The sequence below is a fragment of the Hylemonella sp. GW821-FHT10B10 genome (assembly GCF_059415585.1).
The window spans coordinates 171,887-191,271 of sequence record NZ_JBWKNN010000003.1; the positions used below are offsets into that span (position 1 = coordinate 171,887).

Annotated in this window: 19 protein-coding genes; 11 read left to right on the forward strand and 8 right to left on the reverse strand. The window is 62.5% G+C overall.

The window, feature by feature from the left end; all coding sequences use genetic code 11:
• Nucleotide 1: 1 nt before the first annotated feature.
• A complete protein-coding gene (locus AC07NT_RS14380; RefSeq protein WP_498599438.1) occupies nucleotides 2-823 on the forward strand; it encodes a DUF2189 domain-containing protein in 822 nt (273 codons plus the stop codon).
• Nucleotides 823-1,032, forward strand: coding sequence for a DUF2788 domain-containing protein (locus tag AC07NT_RS14385; protein ID WP_174253723.1), 210 nt, complete (start codon nucleotides 823-825; stop codon nucleotides 1,030-1,032). Before AC07NT_RS14380 ends, AC07NT_RS14385 begins: the two co-directional genes overlap by 1 nt.
• A 3-nt stretch (nucleotides 1,033-1,035) precedes the next feature.
• Here AC07NT_RS14385 and AC07NT_RS14390 read toward each other — a convergent pair whose 3' ends face one another.
• The 6 genes from AC07NT_RS14390 to dnaA form a co-directional block, all read right to left on the reverse strand.
• Complete coding sequence (locus tag AC07NT_RS14390; RefSeq protein WP_498599437.1) at nucleotides 1,036-1,614, reverse strand: NnrU family protein; 579 nt, start codon at nucleotides 1,612-1,614, stop codon at nucleotides 1,036-1,038.
• Nucleotides 1,615-1,637: 23 nt separating this feature from the next.
• The gene (locus AC07NT_RS14395; protein ID WP_498599436.1) at nucleotides 1,638-3,170 is read right to left on the reverse strand and encodes a sensor domain-containing diguanylate cyclase; all 1,533 of its coding nucleotides are present in this window, start codon (nucleotides 3,168-3,170) and stop codon (nucleotides 1,638-1,640) included.
• A 50-nt stretch (nucleotides 3,171-3,220) separates the two neighbouring features.
• Entirely contained in the window at nucleotides 3,221-3,832 is a 612-nt protein-coding gene (locus AC07NT_RS14400) for a 3'-5' exonuclease (protein WP_498599435.1), read from the reverse strand.
• A 16-nt stretch (nucleotides 3,833-3,848) separates the two neighbouring features.
• Entirely contained in the window at nucleotides 3,849-6,431 is a 2,583-nt protein-coding gene (gyrB, locus tag AC07NT_RS14405) for a DNA topoisomerase (ATP-hydrolyzing) subunit B (protein WP_498599434.1), read from the reverse strand.
• A 90-nt stretch (nucleotides 6,432-6,521) separates the two neighbouring features.
• Nucleotides 6,522-7,628, reverse strand: a complete 1,107-nt coding sequence (dnaN, locus tag AC07NT_RS14410) for a DNA polymerase III subunit beta (protein WP_498599433.1) — start codon at nucleotides 7,626-7,628, stop codon at nucleotides 6,522-6,524.
• 259 nt (nucleotides 7,629-7,887) lie between these two features.
• On the reverse strand, nucleotides 7,888-9,300 hold the full coding sequence (gene dnaA, locus AC07NT_RS14415) for a chromosomal replication initiator protein DnaA (protein ID WP_498599432.1): 1,413 nt from the start codon (nucleotides 9,298-9,300) through the stop codon (nucleotides 7,888-7,890).
• A 317-nt stretch (nucleotides 9,301-9,617) separates the two neighbouring features.
• Between dnaA and rpmH the strand changes: the two genes are divergently transcribed.
• From rpmH to AC07NT_RS14445, 6 genes are all read left to right on the forward strand, one after another.
• On the forward strand, nucleotides 9,618-9,752 hold the full coding sequence (gene rpmH / locus AC07NT_RS14420; RefSeq protein ID WP_006299042.1) for a 50S ribosomal protein L34: 135 nt from the start codon (nucleotides 9,618-9,620) through the stop codon (nucleotides 9,750-9,752).
• A 59-nt stretch (nucleotides 9,753-9,811) separates the two neighbouring features.
• Complete coding sequence (gene rnpA, locus AC07NT_RS14425) at nucleotides 9,812-10,222, forward strand: ribonuclease P protein component (protein ID WP_498599431.1); 411 nt, start codon at nucleotides 9,812-9,814, stop codon at nucleotides 10,220-10,222.
• Nucleotides 10,219-10,491, forward strand: coding sequence for a membrane protein insertion efficiency factor YidD (yidD, locus tag AC07NT_RS14430; protein WP_498599430.1), 273 nt, complete (start codon nucleotides 10,219-10,221; stop codon nucleotides 10,489-10,491). Before rnpA ends, yidD begins: the two co-directional genes overlap by 4 nt.
• A complete protein-coding gene (gene yidC / locus AC07NT_RS14435) occupies nucleotides 10,488-12,188 on the forward strand; it encodes a membrane protein insertase YidC (RefSeq protein ID WP_498599429.1) in 1,701 nt (566 codons plus the stop codon). Before yidD ends, yidC begins: the two co-directional genes overlap by 4 nt.
• 69 nt (nucleotides 12,189-12,257) lie before the next feature.
• Nucleotides 12,258-13,658: a tRNA uridine-5-carboxymethylaminomethyl(34) synthesis GTPase MnmE gene (gene mnmE / locus AC07NT_RS14440; RefSeq protein ID WP_498599428.1), complete on the forward strand. Its 1,401-nt coding sequence runs from the start codon at nucleotides 12,258-12,260 to the stop codon at nucleotides 13,656-13,658.
• A 194-nt stretch (nucleotides 13,659-13,852) separates the two neighbouring features.
• A complete protein-coding gene (locus AC07NT_RS14445; protein WP_498599427.1) occupies nucleotides 13,853-14,572 on the forward strand; it encodes a hypothetical protein in 720 nt (239 codons plus the stop codon).
• Between the two features lie 22 nt (nucleotides 14,573-14,594).
• Here AC07NT_RS14445 and AC07NT_RS14450 read toward each other — a convergent pair whose 3' ends face one another.
• A complete protein-coding gene (locus tag AC07NT_RS14450) occupies nucleotides 14,595-15,149 on the reverse strand; it encodes an adenine phosphoribosyltransferase (RefSeq protein WP_498599426.1) in 555 nt (184 codons plus the stop codon).
• 37 nt (nucleotides 15,150-15,186) lie between these two features.
• Nucleotides 15,187-17,172 (reverse strand): monovalent cation:proton antiporter family protein, encoded by a 1,986-nt coding sequence (locus AC07NT_RS14455; RefSeq protein ID WP_498599425.1) that lies wholly within the window; start codon nucleotides 17,170-17,172, stop codon nucleotides 15,187-15,189.
• A 44-nt stretch (nucleotides 17,173-17,216) separates the two neighbouring features.
• Between AC07NT_RS14455 and AC07NT_RS14460 the strand changes: the two genes are divergently transcribed.
• The 3 genes from AC07NT_RS14460 to lptC are packed head-to-tail and all read left to right on the forward strand — an operon-like array spanning nucleotide 17,217 to nucleotide 19,383.
• Nucleotides 17,217-18,218, forward strand: a complete 1,002-nt coding sequence (locus AC07NT_RS14460) for a KpsF/GutQ family sugar-phosphate isomerase (protein ID WP_498599424.1) — start codon at nucleotides 17,217-17,219, stop codon at nucleotides 18,216-18,218.
• On the forward strand, nucleotides 18,215-18,769 hold the full coding sequence (locus tag AC07NT_RS14465; protein ID WP_498599423.1) for a KdsC family phosphatase: 555 nt from the start codon (nucleotides 18,215-18,217) through the stop codon (nucleotides 18,767-18,769). Before AC07NT_RS14460 ends, AC07NT_RS14465 begins: the two co-directional genes overlap by 4 nt.
• A complete protein-coding gene (gene lptC, locus AC07NT_RS14470; RefSeq protein ID WP_498599422.1) occupies nucleotides 18,766-19,383 on the forward strand; it encodes an LPS export ABC transporter periplasmic protein LptC in 618 nt (205 codons plus the stop codon). The genes AC07NT_RS14465 and lptC overlap by 4 nt, the downstream gene beginning before the upstream one ends.
• Nucleotides 19,384-19,385 lie beyond the last annotated feature (2 nt).

Sequence of the window (19,385 nt, forward strand, 5' to 3'; positions counted from 1 at the left end):
GATGACACCCACCGCCGCACCTGCCATACGCACCATCACCCTGCAACAGCCCCTGCGATGGCTGGTACTGGGTTGGCGCGACATTGCAAGCTGCGGTTGGGTCAGTTTCGCCCACGGCCTGGTGCTGACGCTCGTCGGTCTGGGCCTGCTGGCCCTGGCCCACCATCAGTTCTGGTGGCTGGCCGGCGCCTTCTCGGGTCTGCTGGTGGTCGGGCCCGTGCTGGCCACCGGCCTGTACGCCCTGAGCCGCGCGGTCGAGCGCGGCGAGCCCGTTTCATGGCGGCTGGTGTTGCGGACGTGGCTGAGCTGGCGCCGGCACGGCAACAGCGCTGACGGCAAGGACTGGCGCCTGGTGCAGTTCGGTCTCCTGCTGGGTCTGGCCGGCACCGGCTGGGTGCTGACCTCGGCCGCCTTGATCACCTTGATGTCGCCCCTGCCCATCGAGCAGCCGCTCGATTTTCTGCGCCATGTGGTCCTGGCCCGCGACAACTGGCTGTTCGAAGTCTGGCTGGCGCTGGGTGGCCTGCTGGCCGCACCGATCTTCGCTTCTAGCGCCATTGCCATCCCCCTGCTGCTGGACCGCCGCGTCAGCGTGCTGCAGGCGGTGGTCACCAGCTGGGATGCGGTGCTGAGCAACCCCATGCCCATGGCCTGGTGGGCTGCGCTCATCATGGGCTTCACCCTGCTGGGCCTGCTGTCGGCCTTGCTCGGGCTGATCGCCGTCATGCCCATGCTGGGCCATGCCAGCTGGCATGCCTACCGGGATCTGGTCGATGCCTCGGCCTGGCCTGAGCGCACGGCCGGTGCCGTGGAGCCACGTTGATGTTCGGCTACACCGAGGAGCAGATTGCGGCCTTTGGCCTGAGCTTTGGCGTGGGCGCCTTCATGCTCTACATGCTGTTCATCATCGCCCATCTGGCCTGGGAATCGAAGGCGGGTCGCTTCGGCACCTTCGTGCTTTTCCTCGGGCTGGCTTTTGGCATGGTGGGCTTTGCCGCCAAGTTCGTCATCCAGTGGGTCCTCGAAAAATAGGCTTCAGCCAAATGGCTTGATGCCGATCAGCAGGCCGTGCAGGCCGTAGGCAAAAGCAGCCCAGGCGGCCACGCCCAACACCACCGTGATCACCGTGGCCGACATGCGTCCGGCGGGGTAGCTCACGCCATCGCGCCGGTCACGCCGGCGCGAGACGCTGAAATTGGCCACGGCCCAAAGCAGGAAAGCGCCGAACAGGAGCTGCTGTGCCAGCATGCCGCTCACCAGCACATGTGCCAGGGCCCAGGTCTTCACGCCCAACACCATAGGGTGGTGTACCTGCGCCTTGATGGCATTGCCCGGCACATAGGCTGCCGCCAGCAGCACGAACGCCAGCAGGGTCAGCAGTGAAGTGGCATGACGCAGACCCGCTGGCGGTGTCCACAGCAGCAGGGGATGTTCACGGGCCTGGTCAAAGCCGTAGACGATGAGGACCAGCCCGGCCAAGGAGACCAGCGAATACAAGCCTTTCCAGGCCCCCTCCCCCAGTCGTGCGCGCATGCGAGTGCGCCAATCCTCGGCCAGCATGCGCACCGAGTGCACCCCCAGGAAGATCACGAGTCCGGCGATCAACATCTCCATGGCGATACTCCTGTTGTGGTGCCTCAGGCCCCGATGACCCGGTTCTTGCCGGCACGCTTGGCCAGGTACATGGCCTGGTCGGCACGCTTGATGGCGTCGGCGCCGGTCTCGCCCGCGGCCAGCTGCGCCACTCCCGCGCTGAAGGTGATCAGGATCTTCTCACTGCCAGCCAGAAAGAAGCGCCGGGTCAGCTCGCGTTGCAGGCGCGTCATGGCCTCCACGCCCTTGTCCAGCGGCGTGTCGGGCAGGAGCACGACAAATTCTTCACCACCATAGCGCGCCAGGGTGTCCTGCGGGCGCATGCACTCGCGCGCCACCGTGGCCAGGTGCTTGAGGGCGGCGTCGCCGGTCTCATGGCCCTTGCCGTCGTTGAGCTTCTTGAAGTTGTCGATGTCCAGGAGCGCGACGGACAACGCTGTGTCCTTGCGACGCACGCTGGAGACCTCGCGGTTCATGGCCTCGTCCAGGCCCTGGCGGTTCAGCGCACCGGTCAGGGTGTCGTGGCGGGCCTGGCTACTGACACGGTCGAGCTCACGGTGCAGCTTGACCAGTTCGGCTTCGGTGGCCTGCGTCTTCTCACGCATATTGCGCAATTCGTCCCGCACATTCGTGGACTCGGTGTTCATGTGGCGCGTCGCGCTGATCACCTCCTTGAGCACGGGTGCGATGTCCTCGATCTTCTTGGCCTGCTCGAGCTGCTTGACGCTCTCTTCCATCTTGCCTTGGTAGGCGCTGCTCGTCTCGCTCATCTGCGACAGGCGCGTAATGAAGGTCGCCAGCATCTGGCGCAACTCTTCCTGCGCTTCCAGCGCCCGGCCCTTGGCGTCCTTCTGCTTGAAGATCACGTCCTTGAGGCGGCGCTCCACGTCGTCCAGGCGACGCAGGGTCAGCGGCGGCTGCGCCGCATCCCTCAGCGCATCGGTCTGGCCCTTGAGCCAGCTGTCGTCCAGGCTGAGCTCACCGATGTTCTCGATGATGAGCTGCAGCAACTTGAGCAGGGTCAGATGGATCTCAGCCTGGTCCTCCGCGGCGAAGGACAGGCGGTGGCCGAAATCCGCCAGCAGGGCCTTGACTTTGTAGGCTTCGGCGGCCGGATCACGCAGGGCCTGAATGACCTGCTGCATCTGCTCCTGGAAACGGGCGTCGTCTGTGCCCAGGGCCGGTTGTGCGTACTCGATCAGGCGCGCGATCTGTTCGAAAAACTCCGGGGTCAGGGCCGGCGCAGCAGGCGCGGCCGCCAGCGGCGCAGGGGCCGAGTCGGGCCCCCCGGGCATAGCAAACCCGTTGTAGGCCACCAGCGCGTTCTGCACGCCCAGCCAGTTGCGTTGGCCTATGGCGTACTCCAGCAGGCTGCGCTGCTTTTCCTGCCCCGGGTTGCGCGTCGGCAGGGCCTGGGCGATCTGCCGCAGAGGTTCTTCCGGGAAGGGTTGCACATTCGGCAACCCGGCGATCTCGTTGTAGATCGCCTGGTAATTGACCGGTGTGGGCGCCAGCTGGCGCGCCGTGATCTGTTTCAGCGCCTCGCGCGCGATCTCAAAAGGTTTTTTGTCGCTCATGGAATGAACCGTTCGGCAGGCATCTTTTGATTATGCGACCAAGCCCGCACCTAGGTCCGGGCGTGCCGCGACAGCAGCGCGGACACCCCCTGTCGCTGGCATTGCTGCAGGGCCATCAGCAGACCGTGATTGACGTCCTGAACCTCATGGCGCCTCCGCAGGTCCTGCCGGATCCGGACCAGCAGCTCGGCGGCCATCTCGGCATCGGCCAGCGCCCGGTGTGCAGCCCCGGTACGCGGCAGGTGGTGGTAATCCACCAGCGTGCCCAGCTTGTGGTTGGGTGCCTGGGGATAGAGCCGGCGCGACAGCAGCATGGTGCAGGCAAAAGGCTGTGCTGCGACCACGCCCAGACGGGACAACTCGCCGACCCAGAACTTGCGGTCAAACGAGGCGTTGTGCGCCACCATGGGGGTGTCCCCCACGAAACGACTGGCCTCACGCATCACCTCACTCGCATCGGGGGCCGCTCGCACCATGGCGTTGCTGATGCCAGTCAGCTCCGTGATGAACGCCGGGACGTAGGCTCCGGCATTCATCAGGCTCTGGAAACGGTCGACGATCTGGTCGCCTTCGACCAGCACGATAGCCACCTCTGTGGCACGGGCGCCCTGCTCGGGGGAAATGCCCGTGGTCTCGAAGTCGATGACGGCGACGGCCTTCATACCGCCCAGGAAGGCATCAGACGTCGATGTTGCCGGCGCGCAGCGCGTTGGTCTCGATGAAGTCGCGTCGCGGCTCGACCTCGTCGCCCATGAGCATGGTGAACACACGGTCGGCCTCGATGGCATCGTCGATCTGCACGCGCAGCAGGCGACGCACGGTCGGGTCCATCGTGGTTTCCCACAGCTGTTCCGGGTTCATTTCGCCCAGGCCCTTGTAACGCTGACGTGCGGTCGCGTTCTCGGCCTGTCCGATCAGCCAGGCCATGGCCTGCCGGAAGTCGCTCACCTTCTCTTCCTTCTGCTTCTCGCCCTCGCCGCGGATGACGCGCGCGCCCTCGGCCAGCAGGCCGCGGAAGGTATTGGCCGCCTCGGCCAGGGCGGCGTAATCGGCCCCGTGCACGAAATCCTGGGTGATGACGCTGCTTTTGACGTTGCCATGGTGACGGCGGCTGATGCGCAGGATGGGCTTGTCGGTACGGGCATCAAACTCGCCAGCCACTTCGGCGCCAGCCAGCTTGGCCTGCAGGGCCACGGCGGAAGCCTCGGCTTCTGCAACGGTATCCAGCTTGAGCACCACACCATCGGCAATGGAACGCAGCGCCTCGGCATCCATGAAGTTGTGCAGGCGGGCGATCACGCGCTCGGCCAGCTGATGCTTGCGCGCCAGCTCGGCCAGGGTGTCGCCCGTGATCACGGTGCCGTTGGGGCCGCCGGTGTGGATGGAAGCACTGATCAGGGCAATGCGCAACAGATAGGTATCCAGCGCAGAGGCATCCTTGAGGTAGAGCTCTTCCTTGCCAGACTTGACCTTGTACAGCGGCGGCTGGGCGATGTAGATGTGACCACGCTCGACCAGCTCGGGCATCTGGCGATAGAAGAAGGTCAGCAGCAGCGTACGGATGTGGGCACCGTCCACGTCGGCGTCGGTCATGATGATGATGCGGTGGTAACGCAGCTTGTCGATGTTGAAATCATCGACGCCCGACTTGCCACTTTCCACGGCCGCCTTGCCGATGCCGGTGCCCAGCGCCGTGATCAGCACCACGATTTCATTGCTGGTGAGCAACTTCTCGTAACGTGCTTTCTCCACGTTCAGGATCTTGCCGCGCAAGGGCAGGATGGCCTGGAATTTCCGGTCGCGGCCCTGCTTGGCCGAGCCACCGGCGGAGTCGCCCTCGACGATGTAGATCTCGCACAGCGCCGGGTCCTTCTCCTGGCAGTCCGCGAGCTTGCCGGGCAGGCCCATGCCGTCGAGCACGCCCTTGCGGCGTGTCATCTCGCGCGCCTTGCGGGCAGCCTCGCGGGCCCTGGCCGCTTCGATGATCTTGCCGCAGATGATCTTGGCGTCATTCGGCCGCTCTTCCAGGAAATCGTTCAGGGACTTGGCCACGATGTCTTCCACCGGGGCGCGCACCTCTGAACTGACCAGCTTATCCTTGGTCTGGCTGCTGAACTTGGGTTCGGGTACCTTGACCGACAACACGCAACACAGGCCTTCGCGCATGTCGTCCCCCGAAATCTCGACCTTGGCCTTCTTGGCCAGTTCATTGCTCTCGATGTACTTGCTGATCACGCGGGTCATGGCTGCGCGCAGACCCGTCAGGTGGGTGCCGCCGTCACGCTGCGGAATGTTGTTGGTGAAGCAGAGTACAGACTCGTTGTAGCCGTCGTTCCACTGCATGGCGACTTCAACGCCGATGTTGGTGCCCGGGATACCACCATAAGTTTCTGCAGGACGCTCGCCGTTGGCATGGAAGGCATTGGGATGCAACACCTTCTTGTTGGCATTGATGAAGTCGACAAAACCCTTGACGCCACCCGCGCCAGAAAAGTCGTCTTCCTTGTTGCTGCGCTCATCCTTGAGACGGATACGAACACCGTTGTTCAGGAAACTGAGTTCACGCAGGCGCTTGGCCAGAATGTCGTAATGGAACTCATGGTTCTGCTGGAAGATCTCAAGATCGGGCAGGAAATGCACCTCGGTCCCACGCTTCTCTGTGGCGTCGATGACCTTCATGGGCGACACGTCCACACCACCCACTTGCTCGATGATGCGGTTCTGCACGAAGCCACGCGCAAACTCCAGCTGGTGTACCTTGCCTTCGCGACGTACGGTCAGGCGCAGCCATTTGGATAGCGCGTTCACACAGGACACGCCCACGCCGTGCAGACCGCCTGAGACCTTGTAACTGTTCTGATTGAACTTGCCGCCGGCATGGAGCTCGGTCAGGGCAATCTCCGAAGCACTGCGCTTGGGCTCGTGCTTGTCGTCCATCTTGACGCCGGTCGGAATGCCACGACCGTTGTCCACCACGCTGATCGAGTTGTCCAAGTGGATGGTCACGACGATATCGTCGCAATGTCCGGCCAAGGCTTCGTCGATCGAGTTATCGACTACTTCGAACACCAAGTGATGCAGACCGGTGCCATCGGACGTGTCCCCGATGTACATGCCGGGGCGCTTGCGCACCGCTTCCAGACCTTCCAGGATCTGAATTGACGACTCGCCATAACCTTCTGATGCACCAACCTGATGGGCATCAATGCGAGGTTGGGCGCTGAAATTCTCGGCAGCGCTGGGCTTGTTTTCTTCGGTCATGTCTTGCTTTTCAACTCTACTCAAACTCTTGAATGAACAGACCCGCCATGAACCTGACGTTCATCGCGGGTCATGAACCTTCGCTCAGGATCAGATGCGCATGGGCATCACGACGTACTTGAAGCTGTGGTTGTCGGGAATGGTGACCAAGGCCGAACTGTTTGAATCCGACAGTTCGACCTTGACCATGTCCTGTTCCATATTCGTCAGCACATCGATCAGATAGGTCACGTTGAAACCGATCTCGATGCTGTCACCGCTGTAATCGATGTCCAGCTCATCCACGGCCTCTTCCTGCTCGGCATTGTTGGAAGCCACGCGCAGGGTGCCGGGATCGATGTTCAGGCGCACGCCCTTGAACTTGTCGCTGGTCAGGATGGCCGTGCGCTGCAGACTGGCCAGCAGGGGTTGGCGACCCAGGGTGATGGCGTTCTTGTGGTTCTTCGGAATCACGCGGTTGTAGTCCGGGAACTTGCCCTCGACCAGCTTGGTCACGAATTCCATGCCACCAAAGCTGAATTTAGCCTGGTTGCTGGCGAATTGCATCTCGATTGCACCTTCGGTGTCGCTCAAGAGCCGCTGCATTTCCAGCACGGTCTTGCGCGGCAGGATGACCTCCTGCTTGGGCACTTCCACGTCCAGCGTGGCTGATGCGAAGGCCAGGCGGTGACCATCGGTGGCCACCAGGCTCAGCTGCTTGCCTTCGGCCACGAACAGGATGCCGTTGAGGTAGTAGCGGATGTCATGCACAGCCATCGAGAACGAAACCTGGCTCAGCAATTCCTTGAGTGTCTTCTGCGGCACGCTGAAAGCCGGACCGAAATTGGCCGCCTCCTGCACCAGGGGGAAATCCTCGGCTGGCAGTGTCTGCAGCGTGAACTTGCTCTTGCCACCCTTGAGGATGAGCTTGTTCTGGCTCGATTCCAGCGACACCGTCTGGTCCGCCGGCATGGTACGCAGGATGTCGATCAGCTTGCGCGCACCTACGGTGGTCGTGAAGTTGCCGGCATCACCATCGAGCTCAGCCGTGGTGCGAATTTGGATTTCCAGATCGCTGGTTGTGAACTGCAGAGCGCTGCCAGTCTTGCGAATCATCACATTGGCCAGAATGGGCAGAGTGTGACGACGCTCCACGATGCCCGAAACGGACTGGAATACGGAAAGGACTTTGTCTTGCGTTGCTTTCAGGACGATCATGTTGCCAACCTCTTCTTTATTTTCTCTATTTCAAATTAGTAGTAGTAGTAGAGCGCACCGTTTTCTGTGGACAGGCCCATTTTCCCCTTTTTTATCAAGCACTTGACTGCTCTCCAACCCTGTGATGTGTTGCCCGGTTGTGGGCTCACAGACTTGCATAACTTGTCATTTTTGACTTAGCTTGTGGATAAGTGCTGACTTGTGCCAGAACTATCCCCAGGGTTTGGACTTGGGTGTCGAAAGTCGGTAGTGCTCCTTTTTATCCCTTGAGGGTCTGCTCCAGCACATGCAGCTGCTGATTCAGTTCGGTCAATTGCTGGCGTTCGCCCGAAATCTTGCGCACGGCGTGCAATACGGTCGTATGGTCGCGTCCACCAAACAGCTCACCGATCTCGGGCAGACTCTTCTGGGTCAGTTCCTTGGCCAGGTACATGGCAATCTGGCGGGGACGGGCGATGCTGGCCGGCCGCTTCTTGGAATACATGTCCGCAACCTTGATCTTGTAATAGTCGGCCACGGTCTTCTGGATGTTTTCCACCGAGATCTGCCGGTTTTGGATGGACAGCAGATCCCGCAGGGCCTCACGGGCCAGTTGGATGGAGATTTCCTTCTGGTTGAAACGTGAATAGGCCAGTATCTTGCGCAGCGCGCCTTCCAGTTCGCGCACGTTGGAGCGGACGTTCTTGGCCACGAAGAAGGCAACTTCCTCGGGCATCTCGGTGCCTTCGCTGATGGACTTGTTGATCAGGATGGCCACCCGCATTTCCAGCTCGGGCGGCTCGATGGCCACGGTCAGACCGGAATCGAAACGGGAGACCAGGCGTTCGTGGATGTCCAGCAGGCCCTTGGGATAGGTATCGCTGGTCATCACGATGTGTGACTTCTTGGCCAGAAGGGCTTCGAAGGCATTAAAAAACTCTTCCTGGGTACGGTCCTTGTTGGCGAAGAACTGCACGTCGTCGATCAGCAGCAGGTCCAGCGAGTGGTACTTGTCCTTGAATTCGTCAAAAGTCTTGCGCTGGTAGGCCTTAACCACATCCGAAACGAATTGCTCCGCATGGATGTAGAGAACCTTGGCGTTGGGCCGTTCGGCCAGCAAGCGATTGCCTACGGCGTGCATCAGGTGGGTTTTGCCCAGGCCGACCCCACCATAGATGAACAGGGGGTTGTACAGCTGTCCCGGTGAGCTGGCCACATGCATGGCGGCGGCACGGGCCATGCGATTGGCCGTCCCTTCGACCAGGGTTTCAAAAGTCAGCGCCGTGTTGAGGCGGGTCCGGTTGGTTGGCGGGTTCCGCTCGACACCCGCTGCGTAGGACTCCTCGGCCGGCAAAACATCAGCCTCAACCAGACTTTCCTTCGGCCGGGACTGATTTTCCCTGGGGGTGAGTGCCAACTCAAGATGCATGGGCTGGCCATACACTTTTTCCAGCAAGGCAGCAATGCGGTTGCTGTATTGGGCCCGGACCCAGTCCAGCTTGAAGCGATTGACAACAAACAGCGTGACACGGGAAAAATCTTCGGCGACCTGGGCGGTCAGAGGCTTGATCCAGGTGTTGAACTGCTGCTCGGGCAGCTCCTGAGCCAATTGATCGACGCAGGCCTGCCACAGCCCCTGCCCGCTTTCCTGGCCGATACCGATCGGCTGCCCGTTGATTTGTCCCTCGCTCATGCCTGTTGATTATTGTGGATAGTTATGCTGACCAGAAGGTCGAATTGTAAATTATCAAGAATTTATCCACAAGCTGGAAAATCATCCCCGGGCTTCATGTGCAACACGCATTCAAACAGCCAAGGCATTGCCAGCATTGGAAAATTTTGCGATAATTCGCGGTTTCCCCGAGGCCTGTGACGCGCCCGGAATGTGCCGCTAGGCGCAGACCGAGGTGACGGACATGCGGCGGGACATGACATGGGATGTGTGCCAGCACTGTGGTGGCCCCATCCGCATGGCAGAAAAACTCCACCGCTTATCACTAGGATTTCGAGATGAAACGTACTTACCAGCCTTCCAAGATCCGTCGTGCGCGTACCCATGGCTTTCTGGTCCGCATGAAGACCCGTGGTGGCCGTGCCGTGATCAATGCACGTCGCGCCAAGGGCCGCAAGCGCCTGGCTGTCTAAGCCCCACGGTCCAGCCTGAGCCCAGTACGGCTGATGCGCAGTGCTTTAGACGGCGCAGCATGCTGGCGCGACGGCTGAAAACCCGGGAACAGTTCCAGGCCGTGCTGGCATGCGCCTCATTTGCCCGGACGGAGCATTTCGTCATGCATCGCATGGTCCGGGAGGGTTCCAGCGCGCCAGCTTCGCCGTCGCCTTTTCCTGCCGTTGACGAGCTCTGGTTCGGCGCGATGGTTCCCAAGCGCTGGGCACGTCGTGCCGTGACGCGCAACCTCATCAAGCGACAGATTTACAGTATCGCCGCGCGGCACGAGGCGGCGTTGCCGGCCGCTGTCTATCTGGTGCGCCTGCGGAGTGGTTTCGAACGTCAGCAGTTCCGCAGCGCCGCCTCGGACGCCTTGCGTGCCTCGGTCCACGCCGAGGTCGAACAGCTGTTCAGCAAGGCTGCCCAGTCGCACAAGGTGGCCGCATGATCGCCAAACTGCTCATCGGCCTGGTCAAGGGCTACCGGTTCTTGCTGAGCCCCTGGCTGGGTTCGGCCTGCCGCTTCGAGCCCACTTGTTCCCTTTATGCGCTGGATGCCTTGCGCCAGCATGGCGCGCTGGCTGGCAGCTACCTGACGACGGCTCGCCTACTGCGCTGCCACCCTTGGTGCCAAGGTGGGCATGATCCCGTGCCGGCACACAAACCGCGATTCCTGAGCGGCCTGATTACTTCCCCCTCTGAAAAGAAGACTTCATGAACGATATTCGCCGCACCATCCTGTGGGTGATTTTTGGTTTTTCCCTGGTCCTGCTCTGGGACCAGTGGCAGATCCATAATGGCCGACCCGCCACCTTCTTCCCGGGCCCGCCGGCCAAGACCGCTACGGTGGCGCCGCAAGCTGCGGCTTCTGCACCTGTGGCGGCGGTCCCCGCCGCCGTGCCGCCCGCAGGCAACAGCAGCGATCGCATCGCCAAAACCGACGCACCAGCGCCGGTAGCCCGCGAGCGGGTGGAGTTGAGCACCGATGTGCTGAAGCTGAGCTTCGACACAGAGGGTGGCTCCCTGGTCCATTCCGAATTTCTGAAACACCACGACCAGAAGCATCCCGAGACCAGTGTCGTGCTGTTCGATGAAAGCAAGGACCGCGTCTACCTGTCCCAGACCGGCCTGATCGCTGGCGCGGCGGGCGGCAATCTGCCGACCCACAAGACGGTCATGAAGCTCGTGCCGGGCGTACGCGAACTCAAGGATGGCGCGGACGAGCTACAACTGAAGTTCGAGTCCCCCGAAGTCGGCGGCGTTAAGCTGGTCAAAACTTACACCATCAAGCGCGGCAGCTATGTCCTGGACGTGAAACACGAAGTGCAGAACCAGAGTGGCGCGCCGGTCACGCCGCAGCTGTACCTGCAACTGGTGCGCGATGGCAACAAACTAGCCGGAGAGTCTTCTTTCTACTCGACCTTCACAGGCCCGGCTATCTACACCGAAGCCAAGAAGTACCACAAGGTCGAGTTCAGCGATATCGAAAAAGGCAAGGCCGAATTCGACAAGCAATCGGCCAATGGTTATGTGGCCATGGTGCAGCATTACTTTGCCAGCGCCTGGCTGCTGGGTGAGGGCTTGCAGCGTGACATCTTCGCGCGCAAGGTCGACACCAACCTGTACGCCGTCGGCATGATCACCCCGCTGGAAGCCATTGCTCCTGGGACAAGCCGTTCCGTGGAGGCGCGCCTCTTCATCGGGCCGCAGGAAGAGAAGAAACTTGAAGCCATCGCTCCTGGCCTGGAACTGGTCAAGGACTATGGCTGGTTGACTATCCTGGCCAAGCCCCTGTATTGGCTGCTTGACAAGCTCGAGCATCTGATTGGCAACTGGGGGTGGTCCATCGTGGCGCTGGTGGTGCTGCTGAAGATTGCCTTCTACTGGCTCAATGCCAAGGCCTACGCCAGCATGGCCAAGATGAAGTCCATCACGCCGCGCATCACCGAACTGCGCGAGCGTCTCAAGGACAAGCCGCAGCAGATGCAGCAGGAGATGATGCGCGTCTACCGCGAGGAAAAGGTCAATCCCATGGGCGGCTGCCTGCCCATCATGATCCAGATCCCGGTCTTCATTGCCCTGTATTGGGTGTTGCTGTCCAGCGTCGAAATGCGCAACGCACCTTGGATCCTGTGGATCAAGGATCTGTCGGTCAACGACCCCTATTACATCCTGCCCCTGCTCATGACGGCGACCACCATGTTGCAGACGGCACTGAACCCGGCACCGCCGGACCCGCTGCAGGCCAAGATGATGTGGTTCATGCCGCTGATCTTCAGCGTGATGTTCTTCTTCTTCCCGGCTGGCCTGGTGCTGTACTGGTTGACCAACAACATCTTGTCGATTGCACAGCAGTGGATCATCAACACCCGCATGGGCGTTCCGCCGCAGTTCAACTTGCCGAAGTTCAAGTAAGCAGACAAACAGGGGCCGCGCAAGCGGCCCTTTCACTTGCAGCTGCCGCCGCTGCAAAATAGGCACACCATGCTGGCCCGTCATCAGGAACCCGTCATTGCCGTTGCCACCGCGCCGGGCCGCGGTGCCGTGGGCATCGTGCGCATCAGCGGACGGGGCCTGGACACCTTTGCCCAAGCACTTTGCGGTCGCCCGCTGCAGCCGCGCCACGCAACCTATCTGCCTCTGCGCGATGCAGCCGGCGAGCCGCTTGACCATGGCCTGGTCATCCATTTTCCTGCGCCCCACTCCTACACCGGCGAAGACGTCCTGGAATTGCAGGTGCACGGCGGCCCGGTGGTGATGCAACTCCTGCTCGCCCGCTGCCTTGAGGTGGCGGCGCTGGGGGATGCGGCCAGCGGACGCGCCACCCTGCCCGGCCTGCGCCTGGCACAGCCCGGTGAATTCACCGAGCGAGCTTTCCTCAACGACAAGATCGATCTGGCGCAGGCCGAGGCCATTGCTGACCTGATCGATGCCAGTACCGAGGCGGCAGCGCGCAGCGCGAGCCGCTCGCTGGACGGTGCGTTCTCAAGGGAAATTGGCGTGTTGCGTGAGGCGCTGATTCAGTTGCGCATGCTGGTGGAGGCCACACTGGACTTCCCCGAAGAAGAAATCGATTTTCTGAAAAAGGCCGACGCCAGCGGCCAGCTGGACCGCTTGCAAGCCCAACTGGCGGCCGTCTTGCAGCACGCCCGCCAGGGCAGCCTGCTGCGTGAAGGCATCAAGGTGGTCATCGCCGGACAACCCAATGCTGGCAAGAGCTCCTTGCTCAACGCTCTGGCCGGGGCCGAACTGGCCATCGTGACCGCCATTCCTGGCACCACGCGCGACAAAGTGCAGCAGACCATCCAGATCGAAGGCGTGCCGCTGCACGTGATCGACACGGCGGGTCTGCGCGAAAGCAGCGACGAGGTGGAGCGCATCGGTATTGCGCGCGCCTGGGCTGAGATCGATGCGGCCGATGCGGTGCTTTTCCTGCACGACCTCACGCGCCAAACCCGGCCCGACTATCGCCAGGCGGATGAGGAGATCGCGCGTACCCTGGCGCAACGCCTGCCGGCGCGTGTGCCGGTGCTCGATGTCTGGAACAAGGCGGACGCAGCAGCAGCGCCCGCACAAGGCCTGAGCCTCTCGGCCAAGACCGGTGCCGGTCTGGAGTTGCTGCGCCGCCGTCTGCTGGAGACCGTGGGCTGGCAGGCCGCGCCGGAAGGTGTCTACATTGCACGCGAGCGTCATGTGCAGGCCCTGCGGCGCGTGCAGGCGCATCTGGAGATGGCCGCAGCGCACCTGGCGGCCCAGGCCCACGCGCTGGACCTGCTGGCCGAGGAGCTGCGCCTGGCGCAGAACGCGCTCAATGAGATCACGGGCGAGTTCACATCGGACGATCTGCTGGGTGTCATTTTTTCCCGTTTCTGCATCGGCAAATAGTGGCGGCTGCGGGTGCAGCATCCACGTTGTCAATGGGCTGAAATGGGCGTACCGTTCGCAAGGCCGGGGCCAGAAACAATTTCTTACGCCGGCTGCACCAGCGGGCAAGCACGCTCAGGCATTTAGGAAGAAAATATGGGGCACAGACAGACCGTCTGCCCTGTGTTGTGCAAGCAGCGACATTGGAATGAAAAATGGGACGACTGGACAACCTCTTCTCGAAAAAATCGACGGCCAAGGTCAACCCCGTGCCGGACGCGGGCCCGACGAATCTTCCGCCGGATGAAGAACAGGCCATGGACCGCAAGTCCATGCGGCTGGAACGTCGCGAGCTGCTGTACGCCGTGGTGCGCGAATCCATGGCGCGTGTGGGCATGCTCTCGTCGAGCTACAAGTACAAGGTGCTCTCCCTCGACTCACGCGGCAGCCAGTACCTGATCATGATGGATCTGCCCAAGGAGATGGCCGATCACATCGGTCAACTGGCAGAGATCGAGGAAGTGGTCACCCAGAATGCGCGCATGCGTCACAAGATCGACGTGAGCGCGGTGTACTGGCGCATCAATGAGCTAACCAAGACCGCCACTTCCGTGTTGCGCAAGCCGCGTCCCGAAAGCGAATTGGGCGTGGCGCTCTCGGCACCGACGGTCAGCGACATGTTTCCCGAAGCGCCGGCCCCTTCTGCGCCGGGTCAGTCCAAGCGCCGGTTTGAACCCATTCGTCCTGACGAGGTCCATGCTTTCAAGCAGGCCCTGGCGACAGGCAGCAAGGACCGCCTGGTCACGCCGGGCAAGCCCCAGTCCTCAGACTTCGCTCCCACCGAGTTTCCCCCGACCGAGTTCGAGGAAACCCGGATGGAGGAAGAGGTGGAGCGTCTGCCGCTGAGCCGGACCCAGTACGGCGATCTGATCTGATCGGTGGGCGCGGCAGCGCGCCTCAATTCCCGGCGAAATCAAGCAGCGTGAACAGTGGCAGGCCGGCTTCGCGCAGACGGGCTGAGCCCTTGAGTTCCGGCAGGTCGACGATGGCTGCGCCCTCCATCACCCGGGCCCCCAGCTTTTCCAGCAACTTCTTGCCGGCCATCATGGTGCCGCCGGTGGCGATCAGGTCATCTACCAGCAGGACGCGGTCGCCCGGCTTGACGGCATCGGTGTGCAGTTCCACCGTGGCGCTGCCATATTCAAGTTCATAGGTTTCCTCTACCGTGGTGAAGGGCAGCTTGCCCTTTTTGCGGATGGGCACGAAGCCCACGGCCAGTTCGTAGGCGATCACCGAACCCAGAATGAAGCCCCGCGCATCCAGTCCCGCCACCACGTCTGGGCGCAGGTCAGGGTCCATGTAGCGGTGGACAAAGGCGTCGATCAGGACCCGAAACACCTTGGGGTTCTGCAGCAGGGGTGTGATGTCGCGGAACTGCACACCCGGCGAGGGCCAGTCTGGCACGGTGCGGATGTGGCTGCGGAGGTATTCGTGGATGTTCCAGTCCTGCATGATGATCCTGAGTAGGGTCGCGGTGTAGCTGCGGGGCTCAGCCCCGCAGCAATTGTTCCTCGGCCAGCGCCAGCGCCTCGGCGGATCCGCTGAGTACCAGCGTGTCGCCATCTTCTAGGGTCAGGGCGGCTTCGGGAGAGAGGCTTTTGCCATTGCGCCGGCGCAAATTGAGTATGCGGATCTCGGCCAGTCGCGGCACGAGCGCACCCAGGTTCTGGCCCAGAGCGTGCGCACCCGCAGGGAGGGTCAGACTGTGCAGGCGTTCCTGCCCGCCCTCGTCAATGGCGTTGTCGTCGGCACCGTGAAAATAGCCGCGCAGGAGGTTGTAGCGGGCATCACGCTGGTCCTGTACCAGGCGGATCACGCGCCGCATGGGCACACCGACCAGTGCCAGGGCGTGGCTGGCCAGCATCAGTGAGCCTTCGATGGCTTCAGGCACCACCTCGGTGGCACCGGCAGCACGTAGCCGGTCCAGCGCAAAGTCATCCTGGGTGCGCACGATCACCGGGATGTGCGGCGCGTGCTCGCGCACATTGGCGAGCACCTTGAGGGCACCCTGCACGTCCAGATAGGTGATGACGACCGCGCTGGCGCGGCTCAGGCCGGCCGCTATCAGGGCCTGGCGGCGAGCGGCGTCGCCGTAGGCGACGGCATTGCCGGCGGCCGTGGCCTGGCGCACGCGGTCGGGGTCCAGGTCCAGGGCCATGTAGGGGATCTTTTCGCCCTCCAGCATGCGGGCCAGGTTCTGACCGCACCGGCCATAGCCACAGATGATGACGTGGCCGCTGGTGCTGATGGCTTGACGTGCAATGCTGGTCATCTGCAGCGATTGCTGCAGCCACTCGCTGGACACCAGGCGCATGACCAAGCGGTTGCTGTACATGATGATGAAGGGCGTGGCCAGCATAGAGAGCACCATCGACGCCAGGATGGGGTTGAGCATGGCGGCTTCGATCAGTCCCTTTTCATGCGTCAGCGTCAGCAGCACGAAGCCGAATTCGCCGGCCTGCGTCAGGTAGAGGCCGGTGCGCAGGGCCACGCCCATGGTGGCGCCCAGGGCACGCGTAAGGGCGGTGATCAGCACCAGCTTGAGCAGCAGGGACGACACCATGAGCATCAGCACCAGGGGCCAGCGCTGCCAGACAATGCTCCAGTCCAGCATCATGCCGATGGTGATGAAGAAAAGACCCAGCAGCACGTCGTGGAAGGGGCGAATGTCGGTCTCCACCTGGTGCTTGAACTCGGTCTCGGCGATCAGCATGCCAGCCACGAATGCGCCCAACGCCAGGCTCAGACCGGCCAACTCGGTCAACCAGGCCAGGCCCAGGGTGATCAGCAGCAGGTTGAGCATGAAGAGTTCGTTGCTCTTGTGGCGCGCCACAGCGGTCAGCCAGCGCCGCATCAGGCGCTGGCCGCCCAGCAGCAGCAGGGACAGCAGCACCACGGCCTTGAGCAACGCGTAACCCAGCGCGCCCAGCAGCTCATTGGCCGGGCTGCCCAGAGCGGGAATCAGCACCAGCAGGGGCACCACGGCCAGATCCTGAAACAGCAGGATGCCCATGACGCGCTTGCCGTGTTCGGACTCCAGCTCCAGTCGGTCGGCCATGAGCTTGACCACGATGGCCGTGCTGCTCATGGCCATGACCCCCGAGAGCGCCAGGGCAGTCTGCCAGCTGATGGACCACTGGTCGGGCAGCAGCAGGGTCAGCCCATAGGCGCCGGCCATGGTGCACAGCATGGTGAACAGCACCTGCAACAGGCCCAGTCCGAAAACGTGGCGCCGCATGGCGCGCAGGCGCGGCAGATTGAACTCCAGGCCGATCGCGAACATCAGGAACACCACGCCGAATTCGGCCAGATGGGCGATGCCTTCGGAGTTCTGCGCCAGTGCCAGTGCATTGGGCCCGATCAGCACGCCCACGACCAGGTAACCGAGCATGGGTGGGAGCTTGAGACTGCGGAAAACGACCACCCCCAGTACGGCAGCCAGCAGATAGATCAAAGTCAGTTCAAGCCCGGTCATACCCGGATACTAGCAAGACAGTACGCGCCCGATAGAATCGCTCCATGAGCGAAAGCAAGCAGGCATATCCGCCTCTGGATGCGAACCGGGCCATCCGGCTCGCGCATGAAACCCTCGAGATCGAAGCCGCGGCCGTCCTCGGCTTGCGCCAGCGTATCGGGGCACCCTTTGCCCAGGCCGTGGCCCTGATCCTCAAGGTGCCGGGACGCGTGGTGGTCATGGGCATGGGCAAGAGCGGACACATCGGGCGCAAAGTGGCGGCTACCCTGGCTTCCACAGGCACGCCAGCCATGTTCGTGCACCCGGCCGAGGCCAGCCACGGCGACCTGGGCATGATCACGGCCGCCGATCTTTTACTGGGTATCTCCTACAGCGGCGAGTCCGAAGAGCTCACGGCCATCCTTCCGGTGCTCAAGCGCCAGGGCGTGCCCCTGATCGCCATGACCGGCAATCCCCAATCCACCCTGGGCCTGCATGCCGATCTGGTGCTGGATACCGGGGTCGAGAAAGAAGCCTGCCCCCTGAACCTGGCGCCAACGGCCAGCACCACGGCCCAGTTGGCTCTGGGTGATGCCCTGGCCGTGGCCCTGCTCGATGCCCGCGGTTTCAAGGCCGAGGACTTTGCCCGCTCCCACCCGGGGGGCTCGCTGGGGCGCAAGCTGCTCACCCATGTGAGTGACGTGATGCGCCAGGGTGAGGCCGTGCCCAAGGTAAGTGCCGAAGCCGGTTTCAGCGTCATCATGCGTGAGATGAGCGCGAAGGGCCTCGGTGCCACGGCGATCGTTGATGGGATGGACCGGGTGCTGGGCATCTTCACCGATGGCGATCTGCGGCGTCTGTTGGAACAGGGTGTGGATGTGCGCGTAGGCAGCGCACAGCAATTCATGCACCCCAATCCGGTGACCATCGCGCACGATGCGTTGGCGGTGGAGGCCGCCGAAATGATGGAGCAGCGCCGCATCACCAGCGTGCTGGTGGTCGATGGCGAGGGCCGCCTGTGCGGAGCTTTGAACAGCAACGATCTGATGCGCGCCAAGGTCATATGAACGCCCGACAACCAGCGCTGGCCATTGCTCCCGAGCTGCTGCTGCTGGCGCAGGGCATGCGTGTTGCGTTTTTTGACGTCGATGGTGTGCTCACCGACGGCGGTCTTTATATCGGTGAAACGGGTGAGAGCCTCAAGCGCTTCCATACCCTGGACGGTCATGGACTCAAGCTGTTGCAGCGTGCCGGCATCACGCCGGCCGTGATCACCGGGCGGGACAGCCCGGCGCTGCGCGCGCGTCTTAAAGCCCTGGGCATCAGCCATGTGCACTATGGCACCGAGGACAAGCGGCCGGCCGCCGAGCAGACGCTGCAAGCTTTGGGGCTGGACTGGGCGCAGGCGGCCGCTATCGGCGACGACTGGCCGGACCTGCCGGTGCTGCAACGTTGTGCTTTTGCCTGCGCACCGCCCAACGCCCATGTCGAAGTGCTGGCGCGTGCGCATCATGTGACGAAAACAGCCGGCGGCAGCGGCGCCGCGCGCGAGTTCTGCGACCTGCTGCTGGTAGCCAGTGGTCGTTACGCCGGTTTGCTGCAGGAGTACACGCAGTGATCCGTATCGTGCGCCTGGCCTGGGACCGGCTGTCGATCTACCTGCCCCTCATGCTCATGGGCCTGCTGGCACTGGGCACCTATTGGCTGGTGCGCAGCACGCCCTTGCTGGAGCCCGGGGCGACGGAGCAGCCCCTGCGCAAGGACCCGGACTACATGATGGAGCGCTTCTCCATCAAGACCTTCGATGCCGACGGGCGACTCAAGAGCGAGGTCTATGGCGAGCAGGCGCGGCACTATCCGCACACCGATCTGCTGGAGATCGACCAGGTGCGTATCCGCAGCTTCAACAGCCGCGGCCATCTGACCGTGGCCACCGCCAAACGCGCACTGGCCAACAACGACGCCAGCGAAGTGCAGCTCATGGGTGATGCGCAGGTAGTGCGCGAGGCCACGGTGGACCGGGCGGGCGTTACGTTGCCGCGCGTGAGCTTCAACGGTGAATTCCTGCATGCCTTTCTGGAAGAGGAGCGCATCAAGTCACACAAGCCGGTGGCACTGACGCGGGGCAACGACCACATCACCGCCGAAAGCATGGACTACAGCAATTTCGACCAGGTGGTGGAATTGAAGGGGCGGGTGCGCGGCACGCTGCAGGCGCCGCAGGACCGCTGAAC